Below are 24,088 nucleotides of genomic sequence, written 5' to 3'. Positions count from 1 at the left end.
CACTATGAAAAACTTGGAATTTTGCGTGTAATGCGCTGCGAATCGGGGGGGGTAAATGGAAGGTCTGGCCGTCGTTCTGGCACTGTTGATGCTCTTGGCTCTGGTGGCGTTGCTGGTGGGCCTCTTACGGCCGCGCTGGGCAGTGGCTCCGAAGAGCCCCGATGGCGAGGAAGTGGCACAAACTGTCGCCCCATCCGACAGTCAGGCGGCCCCGGCGCCGGCGCCGGCGGATTTCAACCTGGCTCGTTATAGAGAGCTGTGCCTGGAGCAAGTACCCGACGACATCTATAACCAGCGCTGCGCCGGCAAGTCGTTCGCTGGCGAGGTTTATGTGGTCAAGGTGAACGGCGCCCGCGCACTCGATGTCAGAGATTCGCTCACGGCAACGGATCTCGTGCTGTCAATTGAACTCGTCGAAGACGCGACCTGGGATGCGGCGCTTCCCAGCTATATCGACAAGAAGGCGCGGATCTCCGGCAAGGTGGGCGAGGCGGGCTTCATGCGGCGCCATGTGCTGGAAGAGGTTTCGATCGCGCAATGGTTGGATCTGTCGCCGAAAGAGGCGGCGCAGAAGGTAGCGAACGACGAAGCCCGCGCCGCATTGGCAGAGAAGGAGAAGAAAGAATCCTTCCTGTTGAGCGACGTCTATCCCGCTTGCGTCCAGGCCCTAGAGAAGGTGGCGAAGTATCCGACCAAGCTCGATTGCCCCTGGTTCCCTGGCATCGAGTATGTGGAGCGTGAGAAGGGTTGGGTCATCAGCAGCTCGTGCGAGATGATGAACAGCCTGGGGAATATGGTGCCGTCCAAGTTCGTCTGCACTTACGGCGACGGGGCGGTAACGAGCATCAATCTCGCTGACTAAAACCGTCGGATGACTCCCTTTACGCGGCCCACGATTGTATCTTCCTCGACCTGCCATTCTTCGGGCGGATAAACGGTGTTGCTTGACCGCACGTTGATCCGCATTGGCTTGGATTGCGGCACGGTACTGACGTGCTTCACCATGATGCCGTGACCATCGAAGATGGCAAAGATGCCGGCGGGCGAGGGAATGCGATCGGCAATATGGACAACGACGCGATCTCCTGATTCGAGGACGGGCAGCATGCTGTCGCCCTCGACTTCATGGATGATGAGATCCGACGCGCCTCGGCCAAAGAAGCCCAGGGGCGTCGACCACATTTCCTTGGGGTGTTCTACTTGGTCCGGCAGTTGGCCTGGCCCCATGCCCGCTTTCATCTCGATCTCGGGAATGTCGAGACGACGAGCGGAACTCAACTTCGGTAGCACTTTTTCACCCCGGGTCTTGTCGGTTGGAATCGTCTCCTCGCCCAATAGCACGCCAACCGTCACATTTTCCACGTCCGCGAGCTTCTGAAGCACGCGGGTTCCTGGCTCTGACTCTGCCTTCAGAAATGAGCGAATCCCGCTCTCGCTGACGCCGGCTCGTTCCGCCCAGCCATTCACGGACAGTTTTCGAGTCTGCATGAAGCGTCGAAAGGCAAGTCGACGCCGCTCGGCGTTGACCTGTTCGCTCTTACTGTTGGGCATCGTCCCTACTCGCTCATTCGCCGGTTTTAGTCCCGGAGATCGCGGAAAAATCGGCTCTAGGCGCGGATTGTCCCCGTGGTCGCGGATTTCCGCGACAACATAATTTCGCGAGGGACTTGACTGGTTCGCGAAATTTAGCGAATGATGGCCGCCATGCATATTGACCTCTCCATATCGCGCATTCGCGCGTATCGCCGCCAACAGGGTTGGAGCGTTCTGCGGCTCGCCAATACGGCGGGCCTTCGGGAAAGCACGATTCGCCAGCTCGAAGATCCGAACTGGTCTCCGACGGCGTCGACCCTTCGCAAGCTCGAAGCCATCGTGCCGGCGGATTTTCAACCGCCGGTGCCGGTTAACGAGAACGGCACAACCAAATCTGCTCCCGAGCCTGTCGAGGCGACAGGGGGAAGTGAATCTCCAGAATCCCAACATCGGATGGCCCAATGACCGCCGGTCGCAAGAATCCCAACCGCACCCTGCTGAAGCCGCGCCCGGCTGGCACACTCAAGGCCGCGATGGCCGCACTCGTCGAGGCCAGTGGCGGCACGGTGCGCGCCGCTGATCTGCTCGGCCTCGGTCAGGCCCAGGTGCAGCGCTGCTCGGATGCGGCCGAGCCGCGATACGAGCTGAAGCTCAGCCACGTGCGCACCCTGGAGCGCGATTGCGGCCAGCCGATCGTCACCGCCTATCTCGCGACCGAGGCGCGGTGCGCCCTGGTGCCGCTTTCAGCGCTGACGGATGCGCCGCTCGGCGCCGACATGGCGCGGTTCGGTGAGCGGGCGTCGAAACTCTTTGCGGCTTATGTGGCGGCGAGCGCCGATCAGCGTCTGACCGCGCAAGAGGCTGGCGAGCTGAAGGCGGAAGTGCAGGCGGTGATGTCGGCACTCGCCGCCATGCTGCCGGATCTCGACGAGATCATGGGAGCATCCAATGGCTGACGCTGTCGGCAACAACAGCGCCGAGCACCTCAAATCCTTCATCGAACGCATCGAGCGGCTCGAAGAGGAGAAGGCGAACATCGGCCAGGACGTCAAGGAAGTCTATGCCGAGGCAAAGGGTACCGGCTTCGATACCAAGATCATCCGCAAGCTGATCGCCCTCAGAAAAATGGAGCCGAACGATCGGCAGGAACAAGACGAGCTGCTCGATATCTACATGCGGGCAGTTGGGATGATTTCATGAAACTGGCTGGCTGGGGTCCATCACGCCAAATGGAGACAGGCAAAACCCAGTGTCGGCCTGCGGATGGACAGGCGCTCCGACCCTGAATGACGGCAGCGATAGCTACGCGTGAACGCCCTATGCGGGAAACCGTCAGAAAGACCCAAGGCGAATCTCCATAGCTGAGGGGTAGGCGTGACAGCCGGGAGAGACCGGCACCGAACTGAGTGCTTACCAAGAGGGGACATCGTGACAGCACCAGCATTGCCGCCATCTTCGATCCCGACTTCCGATTCCCGCCTCATCTTCGTCCGCCATCCACTACCCGGCGACTTCATCGAGCTAGTCTCGGTGTATGAAGGCGAACAGCGTTCGCTTGTCCTTGCGGAAAAACGCGCGCTTGGATTGATCCAGCAGCTCGGGCCATTTGCGGAAAGTACGCGCCGGTTCCCGATCTATGATCATGACGGTACGCCGATGGGCGATATCGGCGGGGACCATGCCCTGGCGATCATTTCGAATCTCGCGCGGGCGGTGCATGCCAATCGCCGCTTTGAGCGGACCCGCCGCCCATGAATGCCAAGACGGGGGGCGCTAACGCCAAGGTCCACGATCGGCAGGAACTCGATCGGCGTGTGGTCGAAGTCAAGCGCCGCCTGGATATCGGCCACGTCATCGGCGCCAGCGTCCGATTGCTCGGCACGGCTACCCACAAGACGGGCCTTTGTCCCTTCCACAATGAAAAGAGTGGGTCGTTCCATGTCTATATCGATGGCGACGATTCCCATTATCACTGTTTCGGTTGCGGCGCGCATGGCGATGTCATCGGCTTTGTCCAGCAGCAGCGCAACCTCTCGTTCATTGATGCTCTGAAGGAACTGGAGAGCCGCGTTGGCACCGATTTCAAGCCGCGCGAAGCGGCAGCTCCTCGGCCGGTAAAGAATGAAAAGCGGGAAGAGGCTGAAAAGAAACGGGCCGAAACCCTGCGCGAGACGCTGACGCGGATCTGGCGCGGCCTGGAAAAGGCCGATGGCTCGCCGGCCGAGGCCTACTTGCGCGGGCGCGGGCTCGATGTCTCGGTCATCGGCGGGGTGCCGCCCTCGATCCGGTTTCATCCACAATTGACGCATGTTCAACCGCTGCCTGACGGTCGCGAGGACAAGAGTGTGTGGCCCGCGATGGTTCAGGCTGTGCAAGCGCCCTCGGGCGAGATCATTGCGTTGCACCGGACTTGGCTGATGGCCGATCCCGAAAAGGGTTTCGTCAAGGCGAAACGGCCGGAATACGGCAAAGACTTTAAGGCAAAGAAGATCCTCGGCCCCTACATGACCGGCGCAATCCGCTTTGCCATGCCCGGCCGCGATGATTATGCCGAGGATACGTTGCTGGTAGGCGAGGGCTCCGAAACCACGCTGGCCTTCATGATCGATTGTGTCCGCGAGGGCCGGCGCATCGCGGCCTGGGCGGCTGGCGCACTCGGCAACATCTGCGGTTCTGGTGATCCGACGAAGCGGGCGCGCCGGCATCCGCACTTTCCCGACAAGTATATCCAAACGGAGTATCCGAACATGGAGCGCCCCGGCGTCATTCTGCCGGCGTCAGTCAAACAACCCATCGTCCTCGGCGATGGTGACAGCGACCCGCTGATGACGCGGGCGTTGCTCAATCGCGCGGTGCGGCGATGGCAGGCCGAGGGGAGGCTGCCGCGCATTGTCATGGCACCGCCGGGGCTCGATTTCGGTGACATCGCCGAAATGGAAAGCGCGGGCGGGGAATGACGAGCACGTCAACCTTTGGCCTGGGTGCGATGATGCTGGGCGGTAAGGCCGAGCCAGCGGGCCGGACGGGCAGCGAACGGCAGGCGCATGATTTCTATCCGACGCCGGAAGAGGCGACGCTCGCCTTGCTCGATGCCGAATGGCCGCATTTGCTGGCCGTCGCGAGGCACGGCGGCATCTGGGAGCCGGCTTGTGGCGACGGCCGATTGGCGCGTGTGCTGGAACGCAAGGGCTTCAAGGTTATCGGTACCGATCTCATCTATCGGGGCTACGGTGATCGGCGGCGACGTGACTTCCTCGCCGAGCGCGAACCGCTTGCGCGGGCGATCATCACGAATCCGCCCTTTCAGAGCGACATCGTGGTTGATTTCATCCAGCAGGCGCTGACGCTTTGCCCTGGCTATGTCGCCATGCTTCTCAAGGCCACCTTCTTCCACGCGGCCGAGCGCCAGGATCTGTTTCGGCGATATCCTCCCGCCATGATCTACCCGCTGGCGTGGCGGCTGGATTTCCTGGGGCTCGGTGCGCCGGCCCTTGAATGTGCGTGGTACGTCTGGCGGCGGCGCGGGCCGAGGCTCGCGGATCGCCTGCCCACCTATCGACCGCTGATGCGCCCTGGCAAGAGGAAAACGGCATGAGCGCGATTACCGACATTCTCGATGCCGCGCCGGTTGCCGCCGATCGGCTCGACCTCGATCTTGCCGCATTGCCGCGCAGCGATTACGGCAACGCCATGCGGATGCTAAAGCGGTTCGGCCAGGATCTGCTCTATGTCGACGAGGTCGGTTGGTACGTTTGGGATAGCCGCCGCTGGTCAGCCGAGGCTGGGCAGTATCGCGCTATGAAATGGGCACACCCAGACGGCCGAGAAAATCAAGGATGAGGCGATCGCGCTGCAGCGCGAGTACGAGAGCATCATGGTGATGCAAAAGAAAGACCGGCCGCGCGGCTTCGATCGCAAGGCGTATCAGGACCGGATCGACAAGCATTTCTCCTTTGCCACCAGCAGCGGCAATACGGGCAAGGCCGAGGCCATGCTGAAGGCCGCGATCCCCTATAAGCGTGTCCCGCCTCACGAGCTCGATGGCGATCTCTGGCTGCTCAATGTCCGCAATGGCACCCTGGAGCTGAAGGCCGATACCGGGGAAAGCGCGCCCCAGGTGGTCCTGCGCAAGCATCGCCGCGAAGATTTGATGACATTGCTGGCTGATGTCGATTACGACCCCGCTGCCGGTGCGCCGCTCTTCAGCAAGTTCATCGAGCGGGTGCTGCCGAATGAGCCGGTGCGGACCTTCGCTCAAACCTATCTCGGGCTCTGCCTCACGGGCGACGTCTCAGAACAAAAGCTGGTTATCTTCTCGGGCGTGGGTGCCAACGGCAAGTCGACGCTCCTCGATCAGATCCGGCATATGCTGGGTGACTATTCGCAGATCACGCCGATCCAGACTTTCATGTACGACGATCGGCGGTCGGGCTCGCAGGCCTCACCGGACATCGCCATGCTGCCGGGCAAGCGCCTGGTGCTCTCGTCGGAGCCCGAGGTTGGGCAGCGCCTGTCGGAATCGGTGGTCAAGCAGATCACCGGCAACGAGGAAATGACGGCACGGCACTTGAACAAGGGCTTCTTCGACTTCATGCCCCGGTTCAAGCTGGTGCTCTCCGTCAACATCAAGCCGCAAATCCAGGGCCAGGATCATGGCATCTGGCGCCGCATCAACATCGTGCCCTTCGACGTCGTCATTCCGGAATCCGAGCGCGACCTCGGCCTGTCGCAGAAGCTGCGGTCGGAGTTTCCCGGCATTCTTAACTGGCTGCTCGCGGGCCTCGGCTATTGGCTCATGAACGGGCGGCTCATCGCGCCTGACGAGGTTCGGGCCGCGACGGATGACTATCGCTCCTCGGCCCAGCCGATCAGCCAGTTCGCGGCCGACGCCATCAATCGCAAGCCCGGCGAGCATGTCGGCGCGACCCGGCTCTATGACCTTTACAAGGAATGGTGTCATGCGAACGCGGAAGACCCGGTCTCGCAGACCAAGTTCGGCCGGCTGCTCGACAACATGGGCTTTAAGAAGGTGAAGGTCGGCAACGTCTTCTATGCCGACATGGAGCTGAAAGTGCGGACGTTCAAGCGGGACAGTTCGGAGGGTGAGGAAGGGGAGGGAGGCGGTGACGGCGGCGATCCGAGGCCGGAACCGCCGCTCAATAGCGGCTGATGGACGGTTGAACTGTCCAGACGGGCCAACCGTCCACGGAAAACGTAACGCTCTTTCAGGACGTTGCGGAGGGTTGGAGAGTTTGGACGGTTTTTCGCCCCCTCCGCATATGCGCGCCCGCCCACACACACGACCTTTAATCTCTAAAACTATCCAACTATCCAAACTATCCATACAGAGAAGAAAGCAGGGGAAGAGAAATGCAAAAGCGAGCGAAGCTGACAGCGCCCAATCTGCCCCAGACCCGCGCCCGCGATGTGCGCGCGGCGAAAGATGTGCAGGCCATGTGGAATGGCGAGCCGCACGAGCGCCCGTCGAATGACCAGCCTGCCGTTGTACTGAAGCGCCCGGCGCGTGATGGTGTGGGCGAACGCCGTGCGCGCGATACCTCGGACCCGATCTCGCAATGGATTGCCGTGATCGAGCAGCAGCTCCGCGAGGCGGCTGATGTTGTGCGCCGCATGGGAAACTCTGGCTATAAGCTGGGCAGCAGTGTTGCTTGGCCCGCCTTCTTGCGTGAGGCGATTGATAGCACCGAGGATGGCGTCGAGCTGCCGCGTGTCGTTCCCGACAATGATGCCGCCGATCGCGCAATTGCTTTCCTCGTTCTGCTTTCGCGCCTGCCCGAATATGATCGTCGCCTCATCGCCGCGCGCATTGTTGCGCGCCAATCCTTCCGAGATTGTGCTGCCTACTTCCATCGTTCGGAGACACAGACACGGCGCGACTACCGCATGGCCCTTATCGCCTTCGCTTACATCGTCAAAAATTCTATGGCGCAGATGGCGCAAAATAGGGTATGAGAATCGTCATCATCGAAGTACCTGCGCCCGCCCGAGTCTCACTCGCGGCGGGCGCTTCCGTTTCGGCCCCGACCTGTGGACGTTGCGACTGGACCCGTTCGACCCTTGGGGGTACCCCCCCGGGGTCAGCGGGTCCTTCCTTTTGACCGCACTCACGCGGGCAACGCAGCCGCGGGTTCGCACCAGCTTTAGTCTGATTTGAGAGCCTAAAGTTTAGGGCTTTAGAGAGGGCCGAATGGCCTTTAGCGAGTTTAGTCATGCAGATCGCGCAAGGCTCGGCCGAGGCGAACGGCGTTCGCGAGCTCGTAACGAAAAGTGAGCTGGCCCGCCGCATCGGCGTGTCGGCTGGTCGCGTCTCGCAGTATCTGACCGAGGGAAAGATCTACGGCGACGCCATCGTTGGCGAAGGCCGCGCAGCGATGATCGATTATGGTCTCGCACGGTCGCAGTTGGGCCTGGCGCTCGATCCCGTCCAGATGACGGCGCAAATGCGCTCGCTGCCTGAAGAGGACGCGCCGACGTCTCCAACCGCACCGGTGACGTCGGATGAACAGCGCCGGCATCAATCGATCAAGGTGCAGCAGGCGGAACTGACCCTGCAGCGTCAAATCCGCGAGGATAAGGAATCGCGGGGCATCTACATGCGGACCGATGTGGCCCGCCGCGAATTCGCCAAGTCGATCGGTAATCTGATCGATGGCATGGATCAATTGATCGGTGTGCTGACTGAGAAGGTCGCGACCGAGCTGAAGCTTGAAAAGCAACAGGTCGCCGTTGTTCTCCGGCGTGAGTGGCGGGAATGGCGCGAGCGCCAAGCCGCCCAGGCGCATGAGAACGTAGCGGCAAGCGAGGAATTCCTCGCAGATGAGGATGAGACTGGCGATGGCTGACGGCGGCGCCTTCCTTGCGAACCCGGCTCGGGTGGCGGGCGAGGCGATTGCCAATGTCATTGCTCCACCCCCACCAGTGGATTTCCATAAGTGGGCGATCGACAATGTGAAGTTCGGCTCCGAAAGCCCGATCCCTGGGCCGTATAAGACCGAGCTGTTTCCTTTCTTCAAGCGCATCCTGGAGGTGCTGGGGCCGGACCATCCGGCACAGGAAGTCGTCGTCAAGAAATCGGCGCAGCTCGGCGGTACCGTGCTCGCGCAGATCTTCCTGGGTGGCTCGCTCGATCTCGATCCGTGCATCTTCATGTACGTGCATCCGACCGAGCCAAACGCGGAGAAATGGGCGAAGACCAAGTGGCGGCCAATGATCCGCCAATCGCCGCGCCTCACCGCGCTTCTGCCGGAGGGTAAGAGCCGGGACGCTAAAAGTTCGACGCTCTATCAGGAGCGCGCTGATGGGCGCGGCGCCGTGCAGATCACGGGCGCCAGCTCGCCAAGCTCGCTCTCGATGTTTAGCGCCAGGCGACAGGTCCAGGACGACTTGTCGAAGTGGGAGCACAACAGCGCAGGAGGATCCCGAGGTCCAGGCTGACAGCCGCACCTCGGCCTTCTATGACGGCAAGACCCTGAAGATCGGTACGCCGCTCGTGGAGCCTGGCTGTCGGACTAGCAAGCTCTATGAGCTGTCGACGAAAGAGCAGTGGCACGTTCCCTGTCCGCATTGCGATCACCGGCACCCGCTGGAATGGTCGAACATGCAGGCTTACATCGAGGCGCATCCGGAGGATGACCCGTGCTTTACCTGCCCGTCCTGCGGCGGGCTGATTGAAGAGTACCATCGGCGCGACATCGTTTTCCTGGGGGAGTGGATTGCCGAGAACCCCGGCGCGACCCGCATCGGCTTTTACATCTGGTCGGCATACTCGCCGATCGGTCGAGGTTGGCGGAGCATCCGCGATCGCTGGCTTGAATCCAAAGGCGAGCCGGCGCGCGAGCAAGCCTTTCTCAATGACGTCGTTGGCCTAGCCTTCAAGGGGCAGGGCGAGGCGCCGCCTTGGGAAGAGATCGCCGCTCGCGCAAAGGAAAGCGAACGCCGCCGGGGACTCATCCCGATCGGCGGTTTGCTGCTCACGATGGGGCTCGATTGCCAGCAGGATCGTGTCGAGTGGAACCTGATGGCCTACGGCCAGCACTTCCGGCGATGGGGCATCGATTACGGCAGGGTCGAGGGGCATATTAGCGACGAGGCAACACAAGCCAAATTGAACGAGCTCCTCGCTCAGACTTGGCCGGATGTCTTTGGCAATCGTCGGTCGCTCAATCTTGCGGCGATCGATGGCGGTGCCTGGACGAACGATGTCGGGGCCTGGGTGAAAAAGCACCCGATCTCGAAAGTGATCATGGTGCGCGGTGTCGCCTCGGATCTGGCGCCGCCGATTACCAAGGTCCGGCGCGACACGACGAAGACAGGCAAGCCGATCAAGTATGCCAACCGCTTCTTCAATGTCGGCGTCAGCCTCATGAAGATGTCGCTCTATCAGAATCTCAAGAAGGCCGATCCGCTCTCGCGCGGATATTGCGGCTATCCGGAGGGTTTTGACGACGACTACTACCAGCAGCTCTGCGCCGAGCGACGGGTGGCGAAAAAGACGAAGACTGGCTTCGAGCAATTCGTCTGGACGAAAGACCCGTCGCAACGGAACGAGGTGCTCGACACCACGCTCTATGCCGAGGCCGCTGCGGTGCGGCTCGGTTGGCGCGAAATGACTGACGAGGCCTGGGCGCGTCTGGCTGCAAAGCTGGAGGTCGTTCCGGAATCGCAGCAGCTCGACATCGAGCAGTTGATGGCGCCTGGCGTGTCGTCGACCGAAACCAAAGACGTCGCGACGGCGGCGACGAAAGCAAGGAGGCTGGCATGAACGGTTGCGCTTTGTCGCCCGAGCAGCAGCGCCTGGCTGATCTCGTCGCCGCCCGCGATGCATTGGCAATGGGCAAGAGCGTGGCGTCTGTCACGCACAACGGAAAAACGGTCAGCTATCACGCCGGTGACATCGGCCGGCTTGACCAGTTGATCGCGGAAGCGCGCACCGCTCTCGGGCTTTCCCGTCGGCGTTCCTTCGTTCCTAGCTTCGGTGGCCGTCGATGAAAACGCAGCTCGTCCAGGTTGATGGGGTGACGCCGTTGCGGCGCATCGAGGCCAGCACCTCCTATGGTGCGGCCTCGCGCAGCAGCCAGGAGCTGGCGGGTTGGAACCCGATGGCGGTCTCCGCCGACGCGGCTTTCCTGCCGGAGCGTGACATCATCGTCGCGCGTGTCCGGGATCTGGTTCGCAATGACGGCTGGGCTGCCGGCAGCGTTCGGCGCGAGCTGGACAATGTCGTCGGCGCCGAGCTGCGGTTGTCGGCAAAACCGGACTGGCGCGCTCTCGGCCTGACGGCCGAGTGGGCGTCTGAATTCGCAGGTCAGGTCGAGGCGCTGTGGCGGCTCTACACCGATGACCCGCGATTCATGTGCGACGCCACGCGGCATGACACGATGGGCGGGCTGTTCGGTCAGGCTTATCGCCACTATGTCGTCGACGGCGAGGCGCTCGCTGTTCTGCTCTGGCTTCCCAATCGCGGCGGCCGGTATGCGACGGCGGTGCAGATCATTGATCCGGATCGTTTGTCGAATCCGAGTGATCGGATGGACAGCGATCGCATGCGCAGCGGCGTCGAGATCGACCAGTACGGCGCGTCTGTGGCGTACCACATTCGCAAGCAGCATCCGTTCGATCTGCCGATGGCAGGCATCGGCACTTACGAGTGGGAGCGTGTTCCACGTGAAACCGAGCACGGTCGCCCGATCGTTATTCATTTCTACGACAAGGATTCGGCAGGCCTCACGCGCGGCGTTGCTCGTCTGACTCCTGTCGTCGAGCGCCTGATGATGCTCGGCAAGTACGACAAGGTCGAGCTGCAGGCGTCGGCTTTGAACGCGATGTTCTCGGCCTTCATCGAGAGCCCGTTCGATCATGAAGCGCTGGGTGCCATGCTCGATGATGGCGCGATGGACAAGTATCAGGACATGCGTTCTGCCTTCCATGAGGATCGGCGCATTCGCCTGGGCGGTGTTCGCGTCAACACGCTGTTTCCTGGTGAATCGTTGAAGCTCCAGACGGCGCAGCGTGCCGCCTCGGTCTTTGCGGATTTCGAGGCGGCGGTGCTGCGGAACATCGCGGCGGGCACCGGCCTTTCCTATGAGCAGCTCTCGCAGGACTGGTCGAAGACGAACTACAGCTCGGCGCGTGCCGCTCTGCTGGAAACTTGGAAAACCTTTGTCTCGCGGCGTGCCGCGTTCGGCCGTCGCTTCGCGCGCCAGATCTACATGGCCTGGCTCGAAGAGGCGATCGACAAGGGCGCATCGGGAGCGATCACCTTCCGGCTCTGCTGGCGCCAGGCTTCGAGCAAGGGATGCTGCTCGCGATCGGGCGGGCATATGTGCAGCAGCAGGATACCAAGCCGCGCATGAACTATGTCGGCGACGGCCATGTGCGGCAGCCACTGTACGAAGTCACCGGCCGCGTCGCGGTTATCGAAATTCGCGGCACGCTGCTGACCAGTTATCCGTGGGTCGGAGAACCGTGGGCAACGGGGTACGACGTTCTGCGCTTGCAGTTCGCTCATGCCTTCGCAGACCCAGATGTCGACGCCATCGTGATGGATGTCGAGAGCGGCGGCGGGCAGGCCTCCGGTTGTTTTGAGCTTTGTGAGTGGATCGTTGCGGAAAAGAAAAAGGCTGAGAAGCCGGTTGTCGCGATCTGCAATGACTACGCTTACAGCGCTGCCTGCGCTCTGACGAGCTGCGCCGATACCATCTTCTTGCCGAAGCTGGGCGGTTACGGATCGATCGGCGTGATCCTGGTGCACTTCGATTACTCGAAGATGCTGGAGGAGTGGGGTGTCAAGCCGACGATCATGGCGGCCGGCAAGCACAAGGCCGATGGCAATTTTCTCGAGCCGCTGCCCGACAGCGTGCGCGACGAGTGGCAGGCGCAGATCGAAGATCTCCGCCTGATCTTCTGCGAAACGGTGGCCGCCAATCGGACGGCCGCCGGTATCAACATGACGGTCGATGACTGTCTTGCGACCGAGGCCCGAGCCTATGCCGGCCGTCTCGGTACGGCCGAGGTTTTGAAGCTCGGCCTGGTGGACGCGATCCTCGCGCCTGACGCGGCTTTGGCGGCGGTGCTGGATGCGGTGAGTAAAGCCGCCGCGTGACGCGGGCCGGCATTGGCAATGTGGGCCGACCGGCCCGCTGAAACAGGAGAAGACAATGGGTCTCAAACTGCTGAGTTTCGCTCATCTCGGTATCGGCACGAAGGCGCCGAAGGCCAAAGCGGACAAGGACAAGAAGAAAGGCGCTCAGGCTCAGGCCGGCGCCGAAGCTTCCTCGGAAGAGGATGACGGCGAAGGTGACGGTGAGGACGATTCCGAGGAGGAGGCCGAAGAGGGCTCCGAAGAGGAGAACGCCGAAACCGACGAGAACGAAGAAGAAGCCGAGGGCGAGGAAGACAAGGAAGAGCAGGCGAAGGCCGTCAATGCCGCTCGTGCTGGCGAGCGCGCCCGTTGCGCCGCCATCTTCGCTGCCCCGGAAGCGGCCGGGAAAGTCCAGGTCGCGGCCGAGCTCGCCTTCAACACCGATCTCTCGGCGAAGGAGGCGATCGCCGTCATGAAGGCGATGCCTGCCGGCAGCAATGCTGGCCGTCTCGCGAAGGCGATGGAATCCGTCACCAACCCTTCGCTCGGGGCCGACGGCGGCGCTGGCTCCACCTCCGGCGGCGGCGCTGGTGCCGGTGCCGGTGCCGAGGAAAAGGCGGCGAACCGTATCGTCGCGGCGGCGAAATCCGCGCGCGGCGTTCGCAAGCGCGTCTAGTCGCTCATCAATCGAGTGCCAGCAAAGGGGCGGCGTTGTGCCGCCCCTTTTCTTTCACCTCTAATTCGGAGAAATAGCCATGAAGCCCAGCTTCATTACCGAAACTTTCACCCCGATCTGCTGATCGCGGGTTCCAACATCGGGGATCATCACCCGCGACATCACCTTGATCAGCGGCCAGAATCTGGGTCGCGGCGCGCTGCTCGGTAAGATCACGGCGAGCGGTAAGTATACCTTGTCGCTCTCGGCGTCGGGCGACGGCTCGCAGGTGCCGTGTGCTCTCTTGGTTCACGACACCAATGCCACTGCCGGCGATCAGAAGACCGCTATCTATGAGTCCGGCGAATTCAATGCCGCCGCGATCGCGATCGGCGCCGGTCATACCATCGCCTCCGTCCGTGACGGTCTGCGCGATCTCGGCATTCACCTCAAGGCGATCGTGCCGGCGTAAGCCGGCGCTCGCTAGAACCCATCAATCCACGCGGCGCACGCCGCTTCTTCTTCCCTCTGAAAGGAGTCCGCAATGGACATCTACAGCACTGGCGTGCTGACCCGCGTCGTCAGCAACCTCATCCTGCCGCAGAGCTTTTTCCTCGATCGATACTTCGGTGAGGAAATGCGCTCGGATACGGCCGAGATCAGCTTCGATATCGACACCCGCAAGCGTCGGCTGGCGCCCTTCGTGTCGCCGCTCGTCCAGGGCAAGGTTGTGGCCGGTCCCGGCTTCCAGACCAGCACCTTCAAGCCGGCGTATGTGAAGGACAAGCGCATGCTTGATCCGATGAAGCCGGTGAAGCGTGCCCTCGGCGAGGCGATCGGTGGCACCATGAGCGCGGCGCAGCGCGAGGAAGCGAACCTCGCCATCAATATGGAAGACCAGATCCAGATGCTGGTCCGCCGTCAGGAGCACATGGCGATTGATGCCCTTCTCGACGGCATCACCGTCGTTTCCGGCGAGGGCTACGCGCCCGTGTCGGTCAATTTCGGCCGTCATGCGGATCTCAGCGTGGCGCTTCTGACCACGGCGCGCTGGGGTGAATCCGGCGTATCGCCGGCCGACGATGTCGAAAGTGGGCCGAGCTCGTTGGCAAGCACAGCGGCGCCACCCTGACCGAGATCATTTTCGACACGAAGGCCTGGGCGCTGTTCAAGGCTGATCCGAAGGTGAAGGAGGGCTCTCGACCTTCAGCGCGGTGGCCAGAGCACCATCGAGCTCGGCGCTGAGCCGGGGCGTCGGCGCGACGTACAAGGGCAAATACGGCAGCCTGGCCCTCTACGTCTATGTCGACTGGTATGTCGATGACAACGACGTGCTGCAGCCGATGCTGCCGGATTACTCGGTCATCATGGGTAGCCCGCATGTCGACGGCGTCCGTCACTACGGCGCGATCATGGACCCGGCCCTGGGCTATCAGGCGCTCCCCTATGCGCCGAAGTCCTGGATCGACAACGATCCGCCGGTGCGCTGGCTTATGTTGCAGTCGGCGCCGCTGCCGGTGCCGTACCGCGTCAACGCCTCGTTCCGCGCCACCGTGCGCTAATCGACCTATCCCAGGCGAACGGCGTTCGCCTGGGAATGTCCACAACCAAGGAGCCTCTACCAATGAAAGTTCGAATGAAGATCAGCGCGGTGCTGAAGAAGGATGCCGCTCCGGTACCGCCGGGCAAGATCGTCGACATGAAGGAAGAGGATGCGCGCTCGCTGATCGCCAGTGGCGCTGCCGAACCGGTCAAGCGCGGCGAAGTCGAGGCGGAAGCCGAGACCGACGACAAGGACAAGCAGCAATAAACCCCCGCGTGAGTGAACAGGGAGGGCGGCAATCTGGCCGCCCTCCCATTGGAGCGCTGCCATGTCAATCGGGATCAAGGTCCAGATAGATTTCTCGGCATTTTCCGAGGCGCTCGATGCTCTCGGCGACAAGCACTTTCGAGCTGCCGGCATGATTGCCGTCAACGATACCTTGCGCCAGGCGAACAAGGCCGCGGTCAGCGCAATTGCAAAAGCCGGGAGCATCAAGGTTGCTGACGTCCGGAAACGGCTTCGAGCGATCAAGGCCACTCGCGAGAATCTCACCGGCATATTGCGTGCGTCAAAGTATGCCCTCCCACTGGTCGCCTTCAGCGCGCGACAGGTGAAGGCTGGTGTGACTGCTCGCGAATGGGGGCAGCGGAGAACTTACAAGGGCGCGTTTATCGCCACCATGAAGACAGGGCATCGCGGTGTCTTCAAGCGTGTGGGGGATGATCGGCTTCCAATTCGGCAGCTTTGGGGGCCGGGGGTTGGCCACGTTATGAGGGCGCCGGACGTTCGTGCAGATCTCGAGGCTTTGATCCGCGAGCGCCTGCCGATCAACCTGAAGCGACAGATCGAACGGCGCCTAAGAGTAATCAGCGGCAAGGCAAAACTGTCAGCAGCGTCGCAGCGGAAATTGAGGTGACGCCATGCCGGTCGATTTCGACAAGCTGCTGCTGCAGCCCTGCCACGATCATCTTGGCGACACTGTGATCTATCGGCCAAAAGCCGGCGGCGTTTTCAAGGTAACGGGCATCTACACCAGCCAGTTCCTGGCCGTCGAAGTCGCGGATCAGACGATTGTCCAGGGGCAGGATCAGACGATCGCCCTTCGCGCGTCGAAACTGCCACAGCGTCCGCGTGCCGGCGACGTTCTCACGGTGCGCGACCCGGTGAGCGGGCGAGACCGTGACTTTGAGATTACCGAGGTCATGCCGGAATCGAGCGGCGAGATCATGGTTCGCGTCGTAAGCCGGGAGTGAGGCATGGGATACCGATCCGATCTTCGCGCTCGGACGATCGCGGCAATCGTGGCGCGCAATGTCGCGCCGGCAGCCTCGGTTTACGACAGCCGAAAAATTCCGCTGGAGCGCGATGAGCTGCGCGCGATCAGCGTCTTCACGCTTGGCGAGGATGGTTCGGGCAGCAACCCGTTCATGACCTCACCGGAATTCCAGCTCTCCGTTCGGCTCACGATCGAGGCAGAGATCGAGGGGAAGGACGATGCGACCCTAATGCTGCAGATCGACAATCTCTGCGACGAGATCTGCGCGGCCCTATTTACCACTCCCGCCTGGGTGTCCGAGGTGCAGGGGATCGATAACTTCTCGATCGATTTCAACCCTGACGCCAAAAGCGACAAGCGAACGGCGGGCGCCACGATCGGTATGGACGTTGCTCTCACGAAGCGGTGGGAGCCGGTCATCCCCGATCAGCTTGAGAAGATCCACGTCAAGGTCGACGTCATCGACCCTGCTGCGGACCCGAACCTCCAATATCCGGGGCCGGATGGCCGCATTGAGGTCGAGGCCGAGTTTGAAATCGACACATAAGGAGTTCCCGATGTTTGTGAAACCGGCCGATGGCCTGAAAATTCTCGATCCCCTCCGCCGCGATTATCTGCCGGCGGAGGGCCGCACCGTGACGCTCGACACCTATTGGCGCCGCCGCCTCGCCGACGGCGACGTGGTGGAAGCCACGCCGGACAAGCCCGGCAAGAAAGCCTGATTCAACCCTTCCTCTCGATGGAGCTAATCCATGCCGATTTCCTTTGACCATATCCCGGCAAATATCCGCGTGCCTTTCTTCTGGGCGGAAGTGGATAACAGCCAGGCGAGCTACTTCCAAAATCAGCAGCGCGCGCTGCTGATCGGCCAGAAGATCGGGGCTGCGCCGGCCGTGCTCAACCAGCCGGTGCTGGTGACGAGCGAGGATCAAGCCATTGCCCTCTTCGGTCAGGGTTCGCACCTTGCCCGCATGATGCGGCTCTACCGCCAGAACGACACCTTCGGTGAGGTCTGGTGCCTGCCGGTTGGCGACGGCGGTTCGGCGGTGGCGGCGACGGGCACCCTGACGGTGACTGGCACGGCCTCGGCCGGTGGCGTCATCTTCCTCTATATCGCTGGTCAGCTCATCACGGTGGGCGTCGCCAGTGGCGACACGGCGGCGATCGTCGGCACGGCGATCAGGGATGCCATCAATGCCGTTGCCTCTCTGCCCGTGACGGCGACGAATGTTTCAGGCGCGGTGACGGTGACGGCTAAGCATCCGGGCCTGGCCGGCAACGATATCGACCTCCGCCTCAATTGGCGCGGCCCGGCTGGCGGCGAGACGCTGCCCGCCGGCATCGCCGTTGCGGTGGTTGCGATGGCGTCCGGTTCGGTGGCACCGGCCCTGGCGACTGGCCTCGACGCTCTCGGCGACGAGCTCTTCGACTTCGTGGCGCTGGCGTTCTCGGCGGCGACGTCGCTGGACGCAATCCGAAACGAATGGAGCGACGAGGATATCGGGCGCTGGTCCTGGGCGCGGCAGATCTACGGCCACGTCTTCGCTGCCAAGCGGGGCACCGTGGGCGCGCTCCAGACGTTCGGCGCCGGCCGTAACGACCCGCATGTGACGGTGGCCGGCTACCACAATTCGCCGACGCCGCCTTGGGAGTGGGCGGCGGCCTGGGCCGGTCAGTCGGCGAAGTCGCTGCGCATCGATCCGGCTCGCCCGCTGCATACGCTGGCGCTCATTGGCATCATTGCGCCGCCGATGGAGAGCCGCTTCGTCACCACGGAGAAGCAGACTTTGCTTTTCTCCGGAGTCGCGACCTGGACGGTGAGCACGGACGGTATCGTTCGCATTGAGCGGTCGATCACGACCTATCAGAAGAACGAGCATGGTCAGCCCGACCCGTCATACCTGGACATCCAGACGCTGTTCACGCTGGCCTATGTCTTGCGGTTTATGCGGCAGGCGATCACGCAGAAGTTCGGCCGGCACAAACTTGCCAATGACGGAACGAACTTCGGTCAAGGTCAGGCCATCGTTACGCCGCGCATCATCCGCGCCGAGCTGGTCGCTCAGTATTCGGCGCTGATGTCGCAGGGCCTCGTCGAGAACATCGAGGCCTTCAAGGAACATCTGATTGTCGAGCGCAATCCGAACGATCCCAATCGGGTGGACGTGCTCTACACGCCGGATCTGGTCAACCAGTTGCGGATCTTCGCAGTCAACGCTCAGTTCCGCCTGCAGTATCCGCAGGCGGCCTGAAGCCCGGCAACGCTCACATATAAGGAGAGATCAATATGAGCAGCAATCGCGTTGCCGGCGTCGCCTTTATCAAGGTCGACGGCGAGCAATATGCCCTGCGCGGCAACCTGACCGTCAACATCGATGCGTTCACGCGCACCGGTGTTGCCGGTCAGGACGGCGTGCATGGCTATACCGAGGCGCCGCAGGTGCCGTTCATTTCCGGCGACATCTCGGATTCCGCCGGCCTGCCGCTGCAGGACATCGCCAAGATTACGGACTCGACCGTGGTGGCAGAGCTTGCCAACGGCAAGTCATACATCCTGCGGAACGCCTGGGCGGCGGAATCGCGGGAGCTGAATGCCGCTGAGGGCACGATCAGCGTGCGCTTCGAAGGCATGCAGGGCGAGGAGATCAAGCCGTGAGCGAGGAAGTCGAAAGCAAACCGGTAACGCTGAAGAAGCCGATCCGGGTAGGCTCGACGGAAATTCGCGAGCTGGACGTCCGCGAGCCGTCGATGGGCGATATCGAGGAGGCGGCGAAGCTGAGCGGAAATCAGGTGACGGTTAGCATCCGCCTCCTGGAAAAGCTCGTCTTCGCGCCGGAATTCCCCGATACGCCGATTACGGCCGCGATGCTGCGGAAGCTGCCGCTTGCTGACGGGATGGCGCTCAGCAAGAAGGTGGCCGATTTTTTTCCCGACGACCCGGCGACTGGCGAGACCGCCTAGCGGATCTCGCCTTCGTCTTCCATTGGCAGCCGAGCGAGCTCATGGCGTTGACGTCAACCGAGCTTGAACATTGGCACAAGCAGGCGCATCGCCTGCTGCGCGAAACGAAGGGCACGAGGCATGTCTGACGAGAACGACATTCCGGTAAATGCCATTGTGCAGGTTGTCGACCGGGTGACGGCGCCGATCCAGAAGATTCAGGATCGGATCAAGAAAATCACCAAGCCGGTCGAGGATGTGAACAAGGCGATGGGCCGGCTTGGTAAGGTCGGCGATCTGACCCGCCTCACTGGCGGATTTCAGGGAGTCATCCGCTCGGTCGGCAATCTGCGCAGCCATGTCGTCGGGTTGCTCGGCCCGCTGGCGGCGATCGGCGCGGGTGCCAGCATCGCCGGTCTGGCGAACATCGTGAAGTCCTATGCCGACTATGGCGGGCAGATCGATGACATGTCGCAGCGTATCGGCGTGAACGTCCAGGCCATCCAAGAATGGATGTACGCGGCGAAGCTCGCGGGCGTCGAGGAAGGTGAGCTGGAGCAAAGCATCAAGAAGTTCAACAAGACGATTGCGGACGCGTCGTCTGCTCAGAGCAAGAGTGGTGCGGCGCTGTTCCGAAAACTCGGAATCAGCGTGAAGGATGCGAATGGTCGGTTAAAGACGGCCGAGCAATTGCTGCCGGAAGTGGCCGATGGGATTGCTCGAATTCAAGACCCGGCGGTTCGAACGGCGGCATTGATGGAGTTCTTTGGCCGCAGCGGCGCGAACCTTGGGCCGCTCTTCAAGGACGGCGCGGCGGGTATCGCGGCGGCGTCGAAGGAAGCGAAAGAGCTCGGCAAGGTTTTGACTGACGAGCAGATTGCCGCTGCCGCTGAATTTGGCGACGAGCTCGATCGATTGAGCACGGCGGCAACGGGGCTGGGGCATGGGATCGCGGCGGCGTTAATGCCGACGCTTCTACCGCTCATTCAGAAGCTGACTGCGTGGATCAAAGCGAACCGCGAAGTCATCGCTTCCAAGATCAGCGCCTTCATCGATCGGTTTGCCGGCGCCCTGGCGAAGGTCAACTGGACGGCTTTTGGACAGGGTATCGAGAAGGTTCTCGGCTTCATTGGCCGCTTTGTTGATCTGATCGGTGGGTGGGAGAATGCCATTATCGGCGTTATTGCCGTGATGAATGGCGGCCTCATTGCCGCCCTGGCGGGTGTCGTCTCGTCGTTTGCCAAGCTTGGCGTGGTACTGCTTACGAACCCGTTGGGCCTCATCATCACGGCCGCTGCCGCCGCTGGCGTTGCTGCCTACATGCTCATCACGCATTGGGATGAGGTTGTCGCCTTCTTCAAGGAAGTCGGCGCCTGGATCTATGGCTATGTCGAGGAGCCTTTCACGAGGGTCTTCAACAACGTGAAGGATCTCGTCGGGAGCGTTGCCGATTGGATCATGGAAAAGATCGGATGGCTCACCGACGGCATCGGCAAGGTTGTCGATCTGGCGAGCCAGGCCGGCAGCATTGCTTCGGGTCTCGGCAACAAGATCACGGGCTTTGGCAGTGACATTGCCAATGGCCTCGGCAATCTGATGCCGGATTTCAGCGGCGGCAACATGGCCCTGGCGGGGGCTGCGGCGGGTGGCGGTGCGGCTTATTCGCCGCGTCTGCCCTTGGCGCAGATGGCTCCGACCGGGCAGGTCGACGTTCGCGTCGACTTCCGCAATGTGCCGGCGGGCACTGAGGTCAAGGCAAAGAGCGGCGGGGCGGCGGTTGGCGAAATGGAAGTCGGCCGATCGCGGCGCAACACGCTTTGAACTGAGGGGATAGGCGATGGCCTGGCGTGATGAACTTCGGCCGGCAAGCTTCCGGGGAAATGCATTCTTCGTGGGGCAGGCCGGCGGTGCATCTGGCCGGCGCCTCGCCGTCCATGAATATCCGCAGCGGGACGAGCCCTTTGCGGAGGATATGGGCCGCTCCACGCGGCGCTTTACCCTGACCGGCTACGTGCTGGGGCCGGATTACATGGCCGCGCGGGATGCCCTTATTCGGGCCTGCGAGGTCGCAGGGCCTGGGCCATTGGTGCATCCCTATCGCGGCGAGATCCAGGTCTCTTGCGAGTCCGTGCGCTGGACCGAATCTCAGGAAGAGGGCGGCATCTGCCGCTTTGAGCTGGGCTTCGTCGAAGGCGCCGAGAACCGCTACCCCGCCGCGCCGGTCAATACGCGCGGAGCCGTCATCGATGCCGCCTCTCTCTCCTCGGAGGCGTCGATGGCCGGCTTCGCGCGGCTCTATCGCTGGCAGGGCTTGCAGGATTTCATCGTCGACACCTCTGCCGGTGGCTTGCGTGACTTCGCCGCTTCGGTGGCGGGGTTGCAGCAGGGTGCCGGCGCGGTGTCTGACGGCGGGCTGGTGACGTCGCTCGATGATGTCGCGCGCACGATCTTCGGCCAGGCTGACAGCATCGCTCGGTCGGACGGGATTCCCGGCCAGATCGGCAATGCGCTCTCGCTGCTGCGGCGCGTTCATGCCGACGCGGCGACGGCGATGCGCGGGCTGGCGACATTGCGGGATTTCGTCGTGTCGTCGCCGGAACCGATCTACCTGACCAGCAATCGGGAGATCGAGGCGCAGAACGCCACGGGACTGACGAACCTCGTTCGCGAGATCGCTGTAACCGAGCAGGCCAGGGCCAGTGCTAACCGGACCTTTGCTTCCTATCAGGAGGCGATCGGGGTGCGGGACAGCTTGGTTGCCGATCTGGAGACGGTGCTGGTAGCGGCCGGCAATCGCGGTGACGACGATGCCTATCGCGCTGTCACCGGCTTGCAGACGGCGGTGACGCGGGATCTGACCGAGCGCGGGGCCAGCCTCGCGCATATCGTCCATCCGGTTGTACCGAGCGCGTTGCCATCGCTGGTGGCGGCGCACCGGTTTCACGTCGATGTCGATCGTGAGGCCGAGGTTATCGCGCGGAACCCAGGCCCGCATCCGGCCTGGATGCGAGAGAGGCTCGAGGTTCTCTCCCGCTAGATCGAAAGCGGTGAGAGAACATGCTGACATTGATGGTTGCCGGCCGCCTTTTCGAAGGCTGGACGGCTGTAAGCGTCAGCCGGTCGGTTGATAGCGCGGCGTCGAGCTTCGATATCGAGCTGACCGAAAAGTGGTCGGAGGGCAGCAGCGAGCCTTTCGCCGGGCAGATCCGGCCGGGCGCGCCCTGTCGCGTTCTGCTCGATCGCGAGCTGGTGATTACGGGCTACGTCGACACCTATAGCCCGAGCTATGACGCCACGACGCACTCGGTTCGGGTGGCCGGGCGAAGCCGCACGGGCGATGCGGTCGACTGTTCGGCGGTCGTGCCGGGTGGCCAGTTCAGCGGTTATGACGTTGCTCAGATCGCCAAGCGTTTGTGCGGTGAGGTTGGCGTCGGCGTCGTTGTTGAATCCGGTCCTGGCGCTCCGTTCCCGGACGTCCAGGTGCAGCAGGGGGAGAGTATCTTTGAGCTCATCGAAAGGCTGTGCCGCCTGCGGGCGCTTCTGGTCTGCGACAATGAAGCTGGAAATCTCGTCCTTACCCGCGCTGGCATCCGAAGCTCTGGCGGCACGCTACGGCAAGGCGAAAATATCCTTACCGCCTCCGCCGATCTCTCAGTCGGCGAGCGGTACAGCGATTACATCGTCAAGGGGCAGCAAGCTTCAAGCGACGATGTCAATGGGCTTGAAGCGACTGAAACGGTAGCGAGCATTCGCGACCCTGGCGTCGATCGGTATCGGCCCAAGCTCATCGTGGCTGAGGGCCAGGCGGACGTGGCAACCGCGCGGGACCGGGCCAATTGGGAAAAGTTGACGCGCGGGGCGAACGGCGTTCGCGCCACCGTCCAGGTCCAGGGCTGGCGGGACATCGTTTCAGGCCGGCTCTGGCGTGCCAACGAGATGGTCGTTGTGGATTCGCCCTGGCTTGGGTTGACGCGGGATCTGCTGATTGCCGGTGTGAACTACCGGCTGGACGAGAAAGGCACGGTCGCGGAGTTGACCTTGGCACCGCCAGAGGCCTTCACGCCGGAGCCGGCTTCGCCAGATAGCGCAAGCGGTGGCGGCGGCGGATTGTGGTCGATTCTCGACGGTGAGGGTGCGCTCTCGCCGCCGATCGGCCGCGTCGAAGGCAACGATATTGATCTCACCGCACGAGGCTGAAAATGGTGAAGGATGCCTTGCGCGATCTCATTCGCCGCACGCGGATGAGCATCGGCCGCGCGGTCCTGGCGGCGATCAATGACGCAACCGGCCTGCAAGAAACGCAGATCCGGCTGATGCAGGACGAGGTCAAGGGCGGCGTCGCTCACTTGCAGAGCTATGGTCTGACCGTCCACCCGTTGCCGGGTGCGGAAGGTCTGGTGCTCTTCGTCGGCGGCAACCGTGATCATGGCGTTGCAATCAAGTTCGACGATCGGCGCTATCGCATCCGCAACCTGGCCCCTGGCGAGGTCGCGGTTTACACGCATGAGAACCTGCAGTCGGGCGGGCATCGCATTGTCCTCCGCAAGAATCAGGATCTCGAAGTGGCGATCGGCCGCGACATCAACGAGGAAGTCGGCCGTGACCATAACCAAACGATCGGCCGGGACGGCGCAATCGAAGCGGGCCGCTATTACGTGATCGAGGCAGGGGAGCGGATCGAGCTCGTCTGCGGGTCTTCGATTATCCGGCTGCTGCCTGAGAAGGTGCAGATCATCGGCGATAAGGTAGAGGTGATTACCGATGGCTGAGCATGGCGTTGCAGTGGACGCGCTGGATTATGCCGGCGGGGTGCAGCTCATCCAGGCCTGCGAGAACTTCACCTATAACGGCCATCCGGTTGTGGCTCTCGGGGATCTCGTCCAGGGCCACGGCGATCCACCGCACTCGCCGCTGCCGCCGATGGTGCAGGGGACGAGCTGGTTCACGATCAACGGCATTCCAATCTGCCGCCAGGGACACATTGCGATCTGCGGCCACCCGACCACAGGGCGGCCGGACTTCGTCGTGATCGAGTGAGGG

32 protein-coding genes and 2 pseudogenes are annotated in these 24,088 nt (G+C 62.4%); 33 read left to right on the top strand and 1 reads right to left on the bottom strand.

What is annotated here, in order from left to right; all coding sequences use genetic code 11:
- Positions 1-55 precede the first annotated feature (55 nt).
- The gene (locus IPK59_10435; protein MBK8159153.1) at positions 56-862 is read left to right on the top strand and encodes a hypothetical protein; all 807 of its coding nucleotides are present in this window, start codon (positions 56-58) and stop codon (positions 860-862) included.
- Here the strand turns inward: IPK59_10435 and IPK59_10430 are convergent.
- Positions 859-1,551, bottom strand: coding sequence for a hypothetical protein (locus IPK59_10430; GenBank protein MBK8159152.1), 693 nt, complete (start codon positions 1,549-1,551; stop codon positions 859-861). The two genes, IPK59_10435 and IPK59_10430, sit on opposite strands and share 4 nt — an antisense overlap.
- 141 nt (positions 1,552-1,692) lie before the next feature.
- Between IPK59_10430 and IPK59_10425 the strand changes: the two genes are divergently transcribed.
- From IPK59_10425 to IPK59_10270, 32 genes and pseudogenes are all read left to right on the top strand, one after another.
- The gene (locus IPK59_10425) at positions 1,693-1,998 is read left to right on the top strand and encodes a helix-turn-helix transcriptional regulator (GenBank protein MBK8159151.1); all 306 of its coding nucleotides are present in this window, start codon (positions 1,693-1,695) and stop codon (positions 1,996-1,998) included.
- Complete coding sequence (locus tag IPK59_10420; GenBank protein ID MBK8159150.1) at positions 1,995-2,489, top strand: hypothetical protein; 495 nt, start codon at positions 1,995-1,997, stop codon at positions 2,487-2,489. Before IPK59_10425 ends, IPK59_10420 begins: the two co-directional genes overlap by 4 nt.
- On the top strand, positions 2,482-2,733 hold the full coding sequence (locus tag IPK59_10415) for a DUF2312 domain-containing protein (GenBank protein ID MBK8159149.1): 252 nt from the start codon (positions 2,482-2,484) through the stop codon (positions 2,731-2,733). The genes IPK59_10420 and IPK59_10415 overlap by 8 nt, the downstream gene beginning before the upstream one ends.
- Before the next feature lie 228 nt (positions 2,734-2,961).
- On the top strand, positions 2,962-3,288 hold the full coding sequence (locus IPK59_10410) for a hypothetical protein (protein MBK8159148.1): 327 nt from the start codon (positions 2,962-2,964) through the stop codon (positions 3,286-3,288).
- Positions 3,285-4,490 carry a hypothetical protein gene (locus IPK59_10405; protein ID MBK8159147.1) on the top strand — a complete coding sequence of 402 codons (1,206 nt, stop codon included), beginning with the start codon at positions 3,285-3,287 and terminating at the stop codon, positions 4,488-4,490. Before IPK59_10410 ends, IPK59_10405 begins: the two co-directional genes overlap by 4 nt.
- Positions 4,487-5,128, top strand: coding sequence for an SAM-dependent DNA methyltransferase (locus IPK59_10400; GenBank protein MBK8159146.1), 642 nt, complete (start codon positions 4,487-4,489; stop codon positions 5,126-5,128). The genes IPK59_10405 and IPK59_10400 overlap by 4 nt, the downstream gene beginning before the upstream one ends.
- Positions 5,125-5,373 (top strand): hypothetical protein, encoded by a 249-nt coding sequence (locus IPK59_10395; protein MBK8159145.1) that lies wholly within the window; start codon positions 5,125-5,127, stop codon positions 5,371-5,373. Before IPK59_10400 ends, IPK59_10395 begins: the two co-directional genes overlap by 4 nt.
- Before the next feature lie 34 nt (positions 5,374-5,407).
- Positions 5,408-6,703: a hypothetical protein gene (locus tag IPK59_10390; protein MBK8159144.1), complete on the top strand. Its 1,296-nt coding sequence runs from the start codon at positions 5,408-5,410 to the stop codon at positions 6,701-6,703.
- Positions 6,704-6,987: 284 nt separating this feature from the next.
- The gene (locus IPK59_10385) at positions 6,988-7,506 is read left to right on the top strand and encodes a hypothetical protein (protein MBK8159143.1); all 519 of its coding nucleotides are present in this window, start codon (positions 6,988-6,990) and stop codon (positions 7,504-7,506) included.
- Between the two features lie 257 nt (positions 7,507-7,763).
- On the top strand, positions 7,764-8,396 hold the full coding sequence (locus tag IPK59_10380) for a hypothetical protein (protein MBK8159142.1): 633 nt from the start codon (positions 7,764-7,766) through the stop codon (positions 8,394-8,396).
- A pseudogene (locus IPK59_10375) lies at positions 8,389-10,355 on the top strand (phage terminase large subunit family protein). Before IPK59_10380 ends, IPK59_10375 begins: the two are co-directional and overlap by 8 nt.
- Positions 10,312-10,542: a hypothetical protein gene (locus IPK59_10370; GenBank protein ID MBK8159141.1), complete on the top strand. Its 231-nt coding sequence runs from the start codon at positions 10,312-10,314 to the stop codon at positions 10,540-10,542. Before IPK59_10375 ends, IPK59_10370 begins: the two are co-directional and overlap by 44 nt.
- Positions 10,539-11,906 carry a phage portal protein gene (locus tag IPK59_10365; protein MBK8159140.1) on the top strand — a complete coding sequence of 456 codons (1,368 nt, stop codon included), beginning with the start codon at positions 10,539-10,541 and terminating at the stop codon, positions 11,904-11,906. Before IPK59_10370 ends, IPK59_10365 begins: the two co-directional genes overlap by 4 nt.
- Positions 11,849-12,655 (top strand): S49 family peptidase, encoded by an 807-nt coding sequence (locus IPK59_10360; protein MBK8159139.1) that lies wholly within the window; start codon positions 11,849-11,851, stop codon positions 12,653-12,655. Before IPK59_10365 ends, IPK59_10360 begins: the two co-directional genes overlap by 58 nt.
- A gap of 55 nt (positions 12,656-12,710) precedes the next feature.
- Positions 12,711-13,310: a hypothetical protein gene (locus tag IPK59_10355; GenBank protein ID MBK8159138.1), complete on the top strand. Its 600-nt coding sequence runs from the start codon at positions 12,711-12,713 to the stop codon at positions 13,308-13,310.
- A gap of 145 nt (positions 13,311-13,455) precedes the next feature.
- Positions 13,456-13,761, top strand: a complete 306-nt coding sequence (locus tag IPK59_10350) for a head decoration protein (GenBank protein MBK8159137.1) — start codon at positions 13,456-13,458, stop codon at positions 13,759-13,761.
- 72 nt (positions 13,762-13,833) lie between these two features.
- Entirely contained in the window at positions 13,834-14,421 is a 588-nt protein-coding gene (locus IPK59_10345; GenBank protein MBK8159136.1) for a major capsid protein, read from the top strand.
- An 82-nt stretch (positions 14,422-14,503) separates the two neighbouring features.
- Positions 14,504-14,851, top strand: a complete 348-nt coding sequence (locus IPK59_10340; protein MBK8159135.1) for a major capsid protein — start codon at positions 14,504-14,506, stop codon at positions 14,849-14,851.
- A gap of 74 nt (positions 14,852-14,925) precedes the next feature.
- The gene (locus tag IPK59_10335) at positions 14,926-15,099 is read left to right on the top strand and encodes a hypothetical protein (GenBank protein MBK8159134.1); all 174 of its coding nucleotides are present in this window, start codon (positions 14,926-14,928) and stop codon (positions 15,097-15,099) included.
- Positions 15,100-15,160: 61 nt separating this feature from the next.
- Positions 15,161-15,748: a phage tail protein gene (locus IPK59_10330; GenBank protein ID MBK8159133.1), complete on the top strand. Its 588-nt coding sequence runs from the start codon at positions 15,161-15,163 to the stop codon at positions 15,746-15,748.
- Between the two features lie 4 nt (positions 15,749-15,752).
- Positions 15,753-16,085, top strand: coding sequence for a hypothetical protein (locus IPK59_10325; GenBank protein ID MBK8159132.1), 333 nt, complete (start codon positions 15,753-15,755; stop codon positions 16,083-16,085).
- 48 nt (positions 16,086-16,133) lie between these two features.
- Positions 16,134-16,655: a hypothetical protein gene (locus IPK59_10320; GenBank protein ID MBK8159131.1), complete on the top strand. Its 522-nt coding sequence runs from the start codon at positions 16,134-16,136 to the stop codon at positions 16,653-16,655.
- Positions 16,656-16,665: 10 nt separating this feature from the next.
- Positions 16,666-16,830 (top strand): DUF2635 domain-containing protein, encoded by a 165-nt coding sequence (locus IPK59_10315; GenBank protein MBK8159130.1) that lies wholly within the window; start codon positions 16,666-16,668, stop codon positions 16,828-16,830.
- A gap of 30 nt (positions 16,831-16,860) precedes the next feature.
- Positions 16,861-18,360: a phage tail sheath subtilisin-like domain-containing protein gene (locus IPK59_10310; protein ID MBK8159129.1), complete on the top strand. Its 1,500-nt coding sequence runs from the start codon at positions 16,861-16,863 to the stop codon at positions 18,358-18,360.
- 35 nt (positions 18,361-18,395) lie between these two features.
- Complete coding sequence (locus IPK59_10305) at positions 18,396-18,764, top strand: phage tail tube protein (protein MBK8159128.1); 369 nt, start codon at positions 18,396-18,398, stop codon at positions 18,762-18,764.
- Complete coding sequence (locus IPK59_10300; GenBank protein ID MBK8159127.1) at positions 18,761-19,069, top strand: phage tail assembly protein; 309 nt, start codon at positions 18,761-18,763, stop codon at positions 19,067-19,069. The genes IPK59_10305 and IPK59_10300 overlap by 4 nt, the downstream gene beginning before the upstream one ends.
- Positions 19,060-19,197 (top strand): annotated as a pseudogene (locus IPK59_10295) (GpE family phage tail protein). The gene IPK59_10300 and the pseudogene IPK59_10295 overlap by 10 nt, the downstream one beginning before the upstream one ends.
- On the top strand, positions 19,190-20,869 hold the full coding sequence (locus IPK59_10290; protein ID MBK8159126.1) for a phage tail tape measure protein: 1,680 nt from the start codon (positions 19,190-19,192) through the stop codon (positions 20,867-20,869). The pseudogene IPK59_10295 and the gene IPK59_10290 overlap by 8 nt, the downstream one beginning before the upstream one ends.
- A gap of 16 nt (positions 20,870-20,885) precedes the next feature.
- Positions 20,886-22,085 (top strand): DNA circularization N-terminal domain-containing protein, encoded by a 1,200-nt coding sequence (locus IPK59_10285; protein MBK8159125.1) that lies wholly within the window; start codon positions 20,886-20,888, stop codon positions 22,083-22,085.
- Between the two features lie 20 nt (positions 22,086-22,105).
- On the top strand, positions 22,106-23,245 hold the full coding sequence (locus IPK59_10280; protein MBK8159124.1) for a hypothetical protein: 1,140 nt from the start codon (positions 22,106-22,108) through the stop codon (positions 23,243-23,245).
- 2 nt (positions 23,246-23,247) lie between these two features.
- Positions 23,248-23,817, top strand: a complete 570-nt coding sequence (locus IPK59_10275; protein MBK8159123.1) for a phage baseplate assembly protein — start codon at positions 23,248-23,250, stop codon at positions 23,815-23,817.
- On the top strand, positions 23,810-24,085 hold the full coding sequence (locus IPK59_10270; protein MBK8159122.1) for a PAAR domain-containing protein: 276 nt from the start codon (positions 23,810-23,812) through the stop codon (positions 24,083-24,085). The genes IPK59_10275 and IPK59_10270 overlap by 8 nt, the downstream gene beginning before the upstream one ends.
- Positions 24,086-24,088: the final 3 nt, after the last annotated feature.

It is taken from the genome of Rhodospirillaceae bacterium, assembly GCA_016712715.1.
Lineage (GTDB): Bacteria > Pseudomonadota > Alphaproteobacteria > Dongiales > Dongiaceae > Dongia.
The sequence above is the reverse complement of the archived record's forward strand: the minus strand, read 5'-3'. Positions and strand labels throughout refer to the sequence as shown.

Bases quoted from the DNA above. Each gene is read 5' to 3' on its own strand.
- IPK59_10435 (MBK8159153.1), top strand. From the start codon at position 56: ATGGAAGGTCTGGCCGTCGTTCTGGCACTGTTGATGCTCTTGGCTCTG.
- IPK59_10430 (MBK8159152.1), bottom strand. From the start codon at position 1,551: ATGCCCAACAGTAAGAGCGAACAGGTCAACGCCGAGCGGCGTCGACTT.
- IPK59_10425 (MBK8159151.1), top strand. From the start codon at position 1,693: ATGATGGCCGCCATGCATATTGACCTCTCCATATCGCGCATTCGCGCG.
- IPK59_10420 (MBK8159150.1), top strand. From the start codon at position 1,995: ATGACCGCCGGTCGCAAGAATCCCAACCGCACCCTGCTGAAGCCGCGC.
- IPK59_10415 (MBK8159149.1), top strand. From the start codon at position 2,482: ATGGCTGACGCTGTCGGCAACAACAGCGCCGAGCACCTCAAATCCTTC.
- IPK59_10405 (MBK8159147.1), top strand. From the start codon at position 3,285: ATGAATGCCAAGACGGGGGGCGCTAACGCCAAGGTCCACGATCGGCAG.
- IPK59_10400 (MBK8159146.1), top strand. From the start codon at position 4,487: ATGACGAGCACGTCAACCTTTGGCCTGGGTGCGATGATGCTGGGCGGT.
- IPK59_10395 (MBK8159145.1), top strand. From the start codon at position 5,125: ATGAGCGCGATTACCGACATTCTCGATGCCGCGCCGGTTGCCGCCGAT.
- IPK59_10390 (MBK8159144.1), top strand. From the start codon at position 5,408: ATGGTGATGCAAAAGAAAGACCGGCCGCGCGGCTTCGATCGCAAGGCG.
- IPK59_10385 (MBK8159143.1), top strand. From the start codon at position 6,988: ATGTGGAATGGCGAGCCGCACGAGCGCCCGTCGAATGACCAGCCTGCC.
- IPK59_10380 (MBK8159142.1), top strand. From the start codon at position 7,764: ATGCAGATCGCGCAAGGCTCGGCCGAGGCGAACGGCGTTCGCGAGCTC.
- IPK59_10370 (MBK8159141.1), top strand. From the start codon at position 10,312: ATGAACGGTTGCGCTTTGTCGCCCGAGCAGCAGCGCCTGGCTGATCTC.
- IPK59_10365 (MBK8159140.1), top strand. From the start codon at position 10,539: ATGAAAACGCAGCTCGTCCAGGTTGATGGGGTGACGCCGTTGCGGCGC.
- IPK59_10360 (MBK8159139.1), top strand. From the start codon at position 11,849: ATGCTGCTCGCGATCGGGCGGGCATATGTGCAGCAGCAGGATACCAAG.
- IPK59_10355 (MBK8159138.1), top strand. From the start codon at position 12,711: ATGGGTCTCAAACTGCTGAGTTTCGCTCATCTCGGTATCGGCACGAAG.
- IPK59_10345 (MBK8159136.1), top strand. From the start codon at position 13,834: ATGGACATCTACAGCACTGGCGTGCTGACCCGCGTCGTCAGCAACCTC.
- IPK59_10335 (MBK8159134.1), top strand. From the start codon at position 14,926: ATGAAGATCAGCGCGGTGCTGAAGAAGGATGCCGCTCCGGTACCGCCG.
- IPK59_10330 (MBK8159133.1), top strand. From the start codon at position 15,161: ATGTCAATCGGGATCAAGGTCCAGATAGATTTCTCGGCATTTTCCGAG.
- IPK59_10325 (MBK8159132.1), top strand. From the start codon at position 15,753: ATGCCGGTCGATTTCGACAAGCTGCTGCTGCAGCCCTGCCACGATCAT.
- IPK59_10315 (MBK8159130.1), top strand. From the start codon at position 16,666: ATGTTTGTGAAACCGGCCGATGGCCTGAAAATTCTCGATCCCCTCCGC.
- IPK59_10310 (MBK8159129.1), top strand. From the start codon at position 16,861: ATGCCGATTTCCTTTGACCATATCCCGGCAAATATCCGCGTGCCTTTC.
- IPK59_10305 (MBK8159128.1), top strand. From the start codon at position 18,396: ATGAGCAGCAATCGCGTTGCCGGCGTCGCCTTTATCAAGGTCGACGGC.
- IPK59_10290 (MBK8159126.1), top strand. From the start codon at position 19,190: ATGTCTGACGAGAACGACATTCCGGTAAATGCCATTGTGCAGGTTGTC.
- IPK59_10285 (MBK8159125.1), top strand. From the start codon at position 20,886: ATGGCCTGGCGTGATGAACTTCGGCCGGCAAGCTTCCGGGGAAATGCA.
- IPK59_10280 (MBK8159124.1), top strand. From the start codon at position 22,106: ATGCTGACATTGATGGTTGCCGGCCGCCTTTTCGAAGGCTGGACGGCT.
- IPK59_10275 (MBK8159123.1), top strand. From the start codon at position 23,248: ATGGTGAAGGATGCCTTGCGCGATCTCATTCGCCGCACGCGGATGAGC.
- IPK59_10270 (MBK8159122.1), top strand. From the start codon at position 23,810: ATGGCTGAGCATGGCGTTGCAGTGGACGCGCTGGATTATGCCGGCGGG.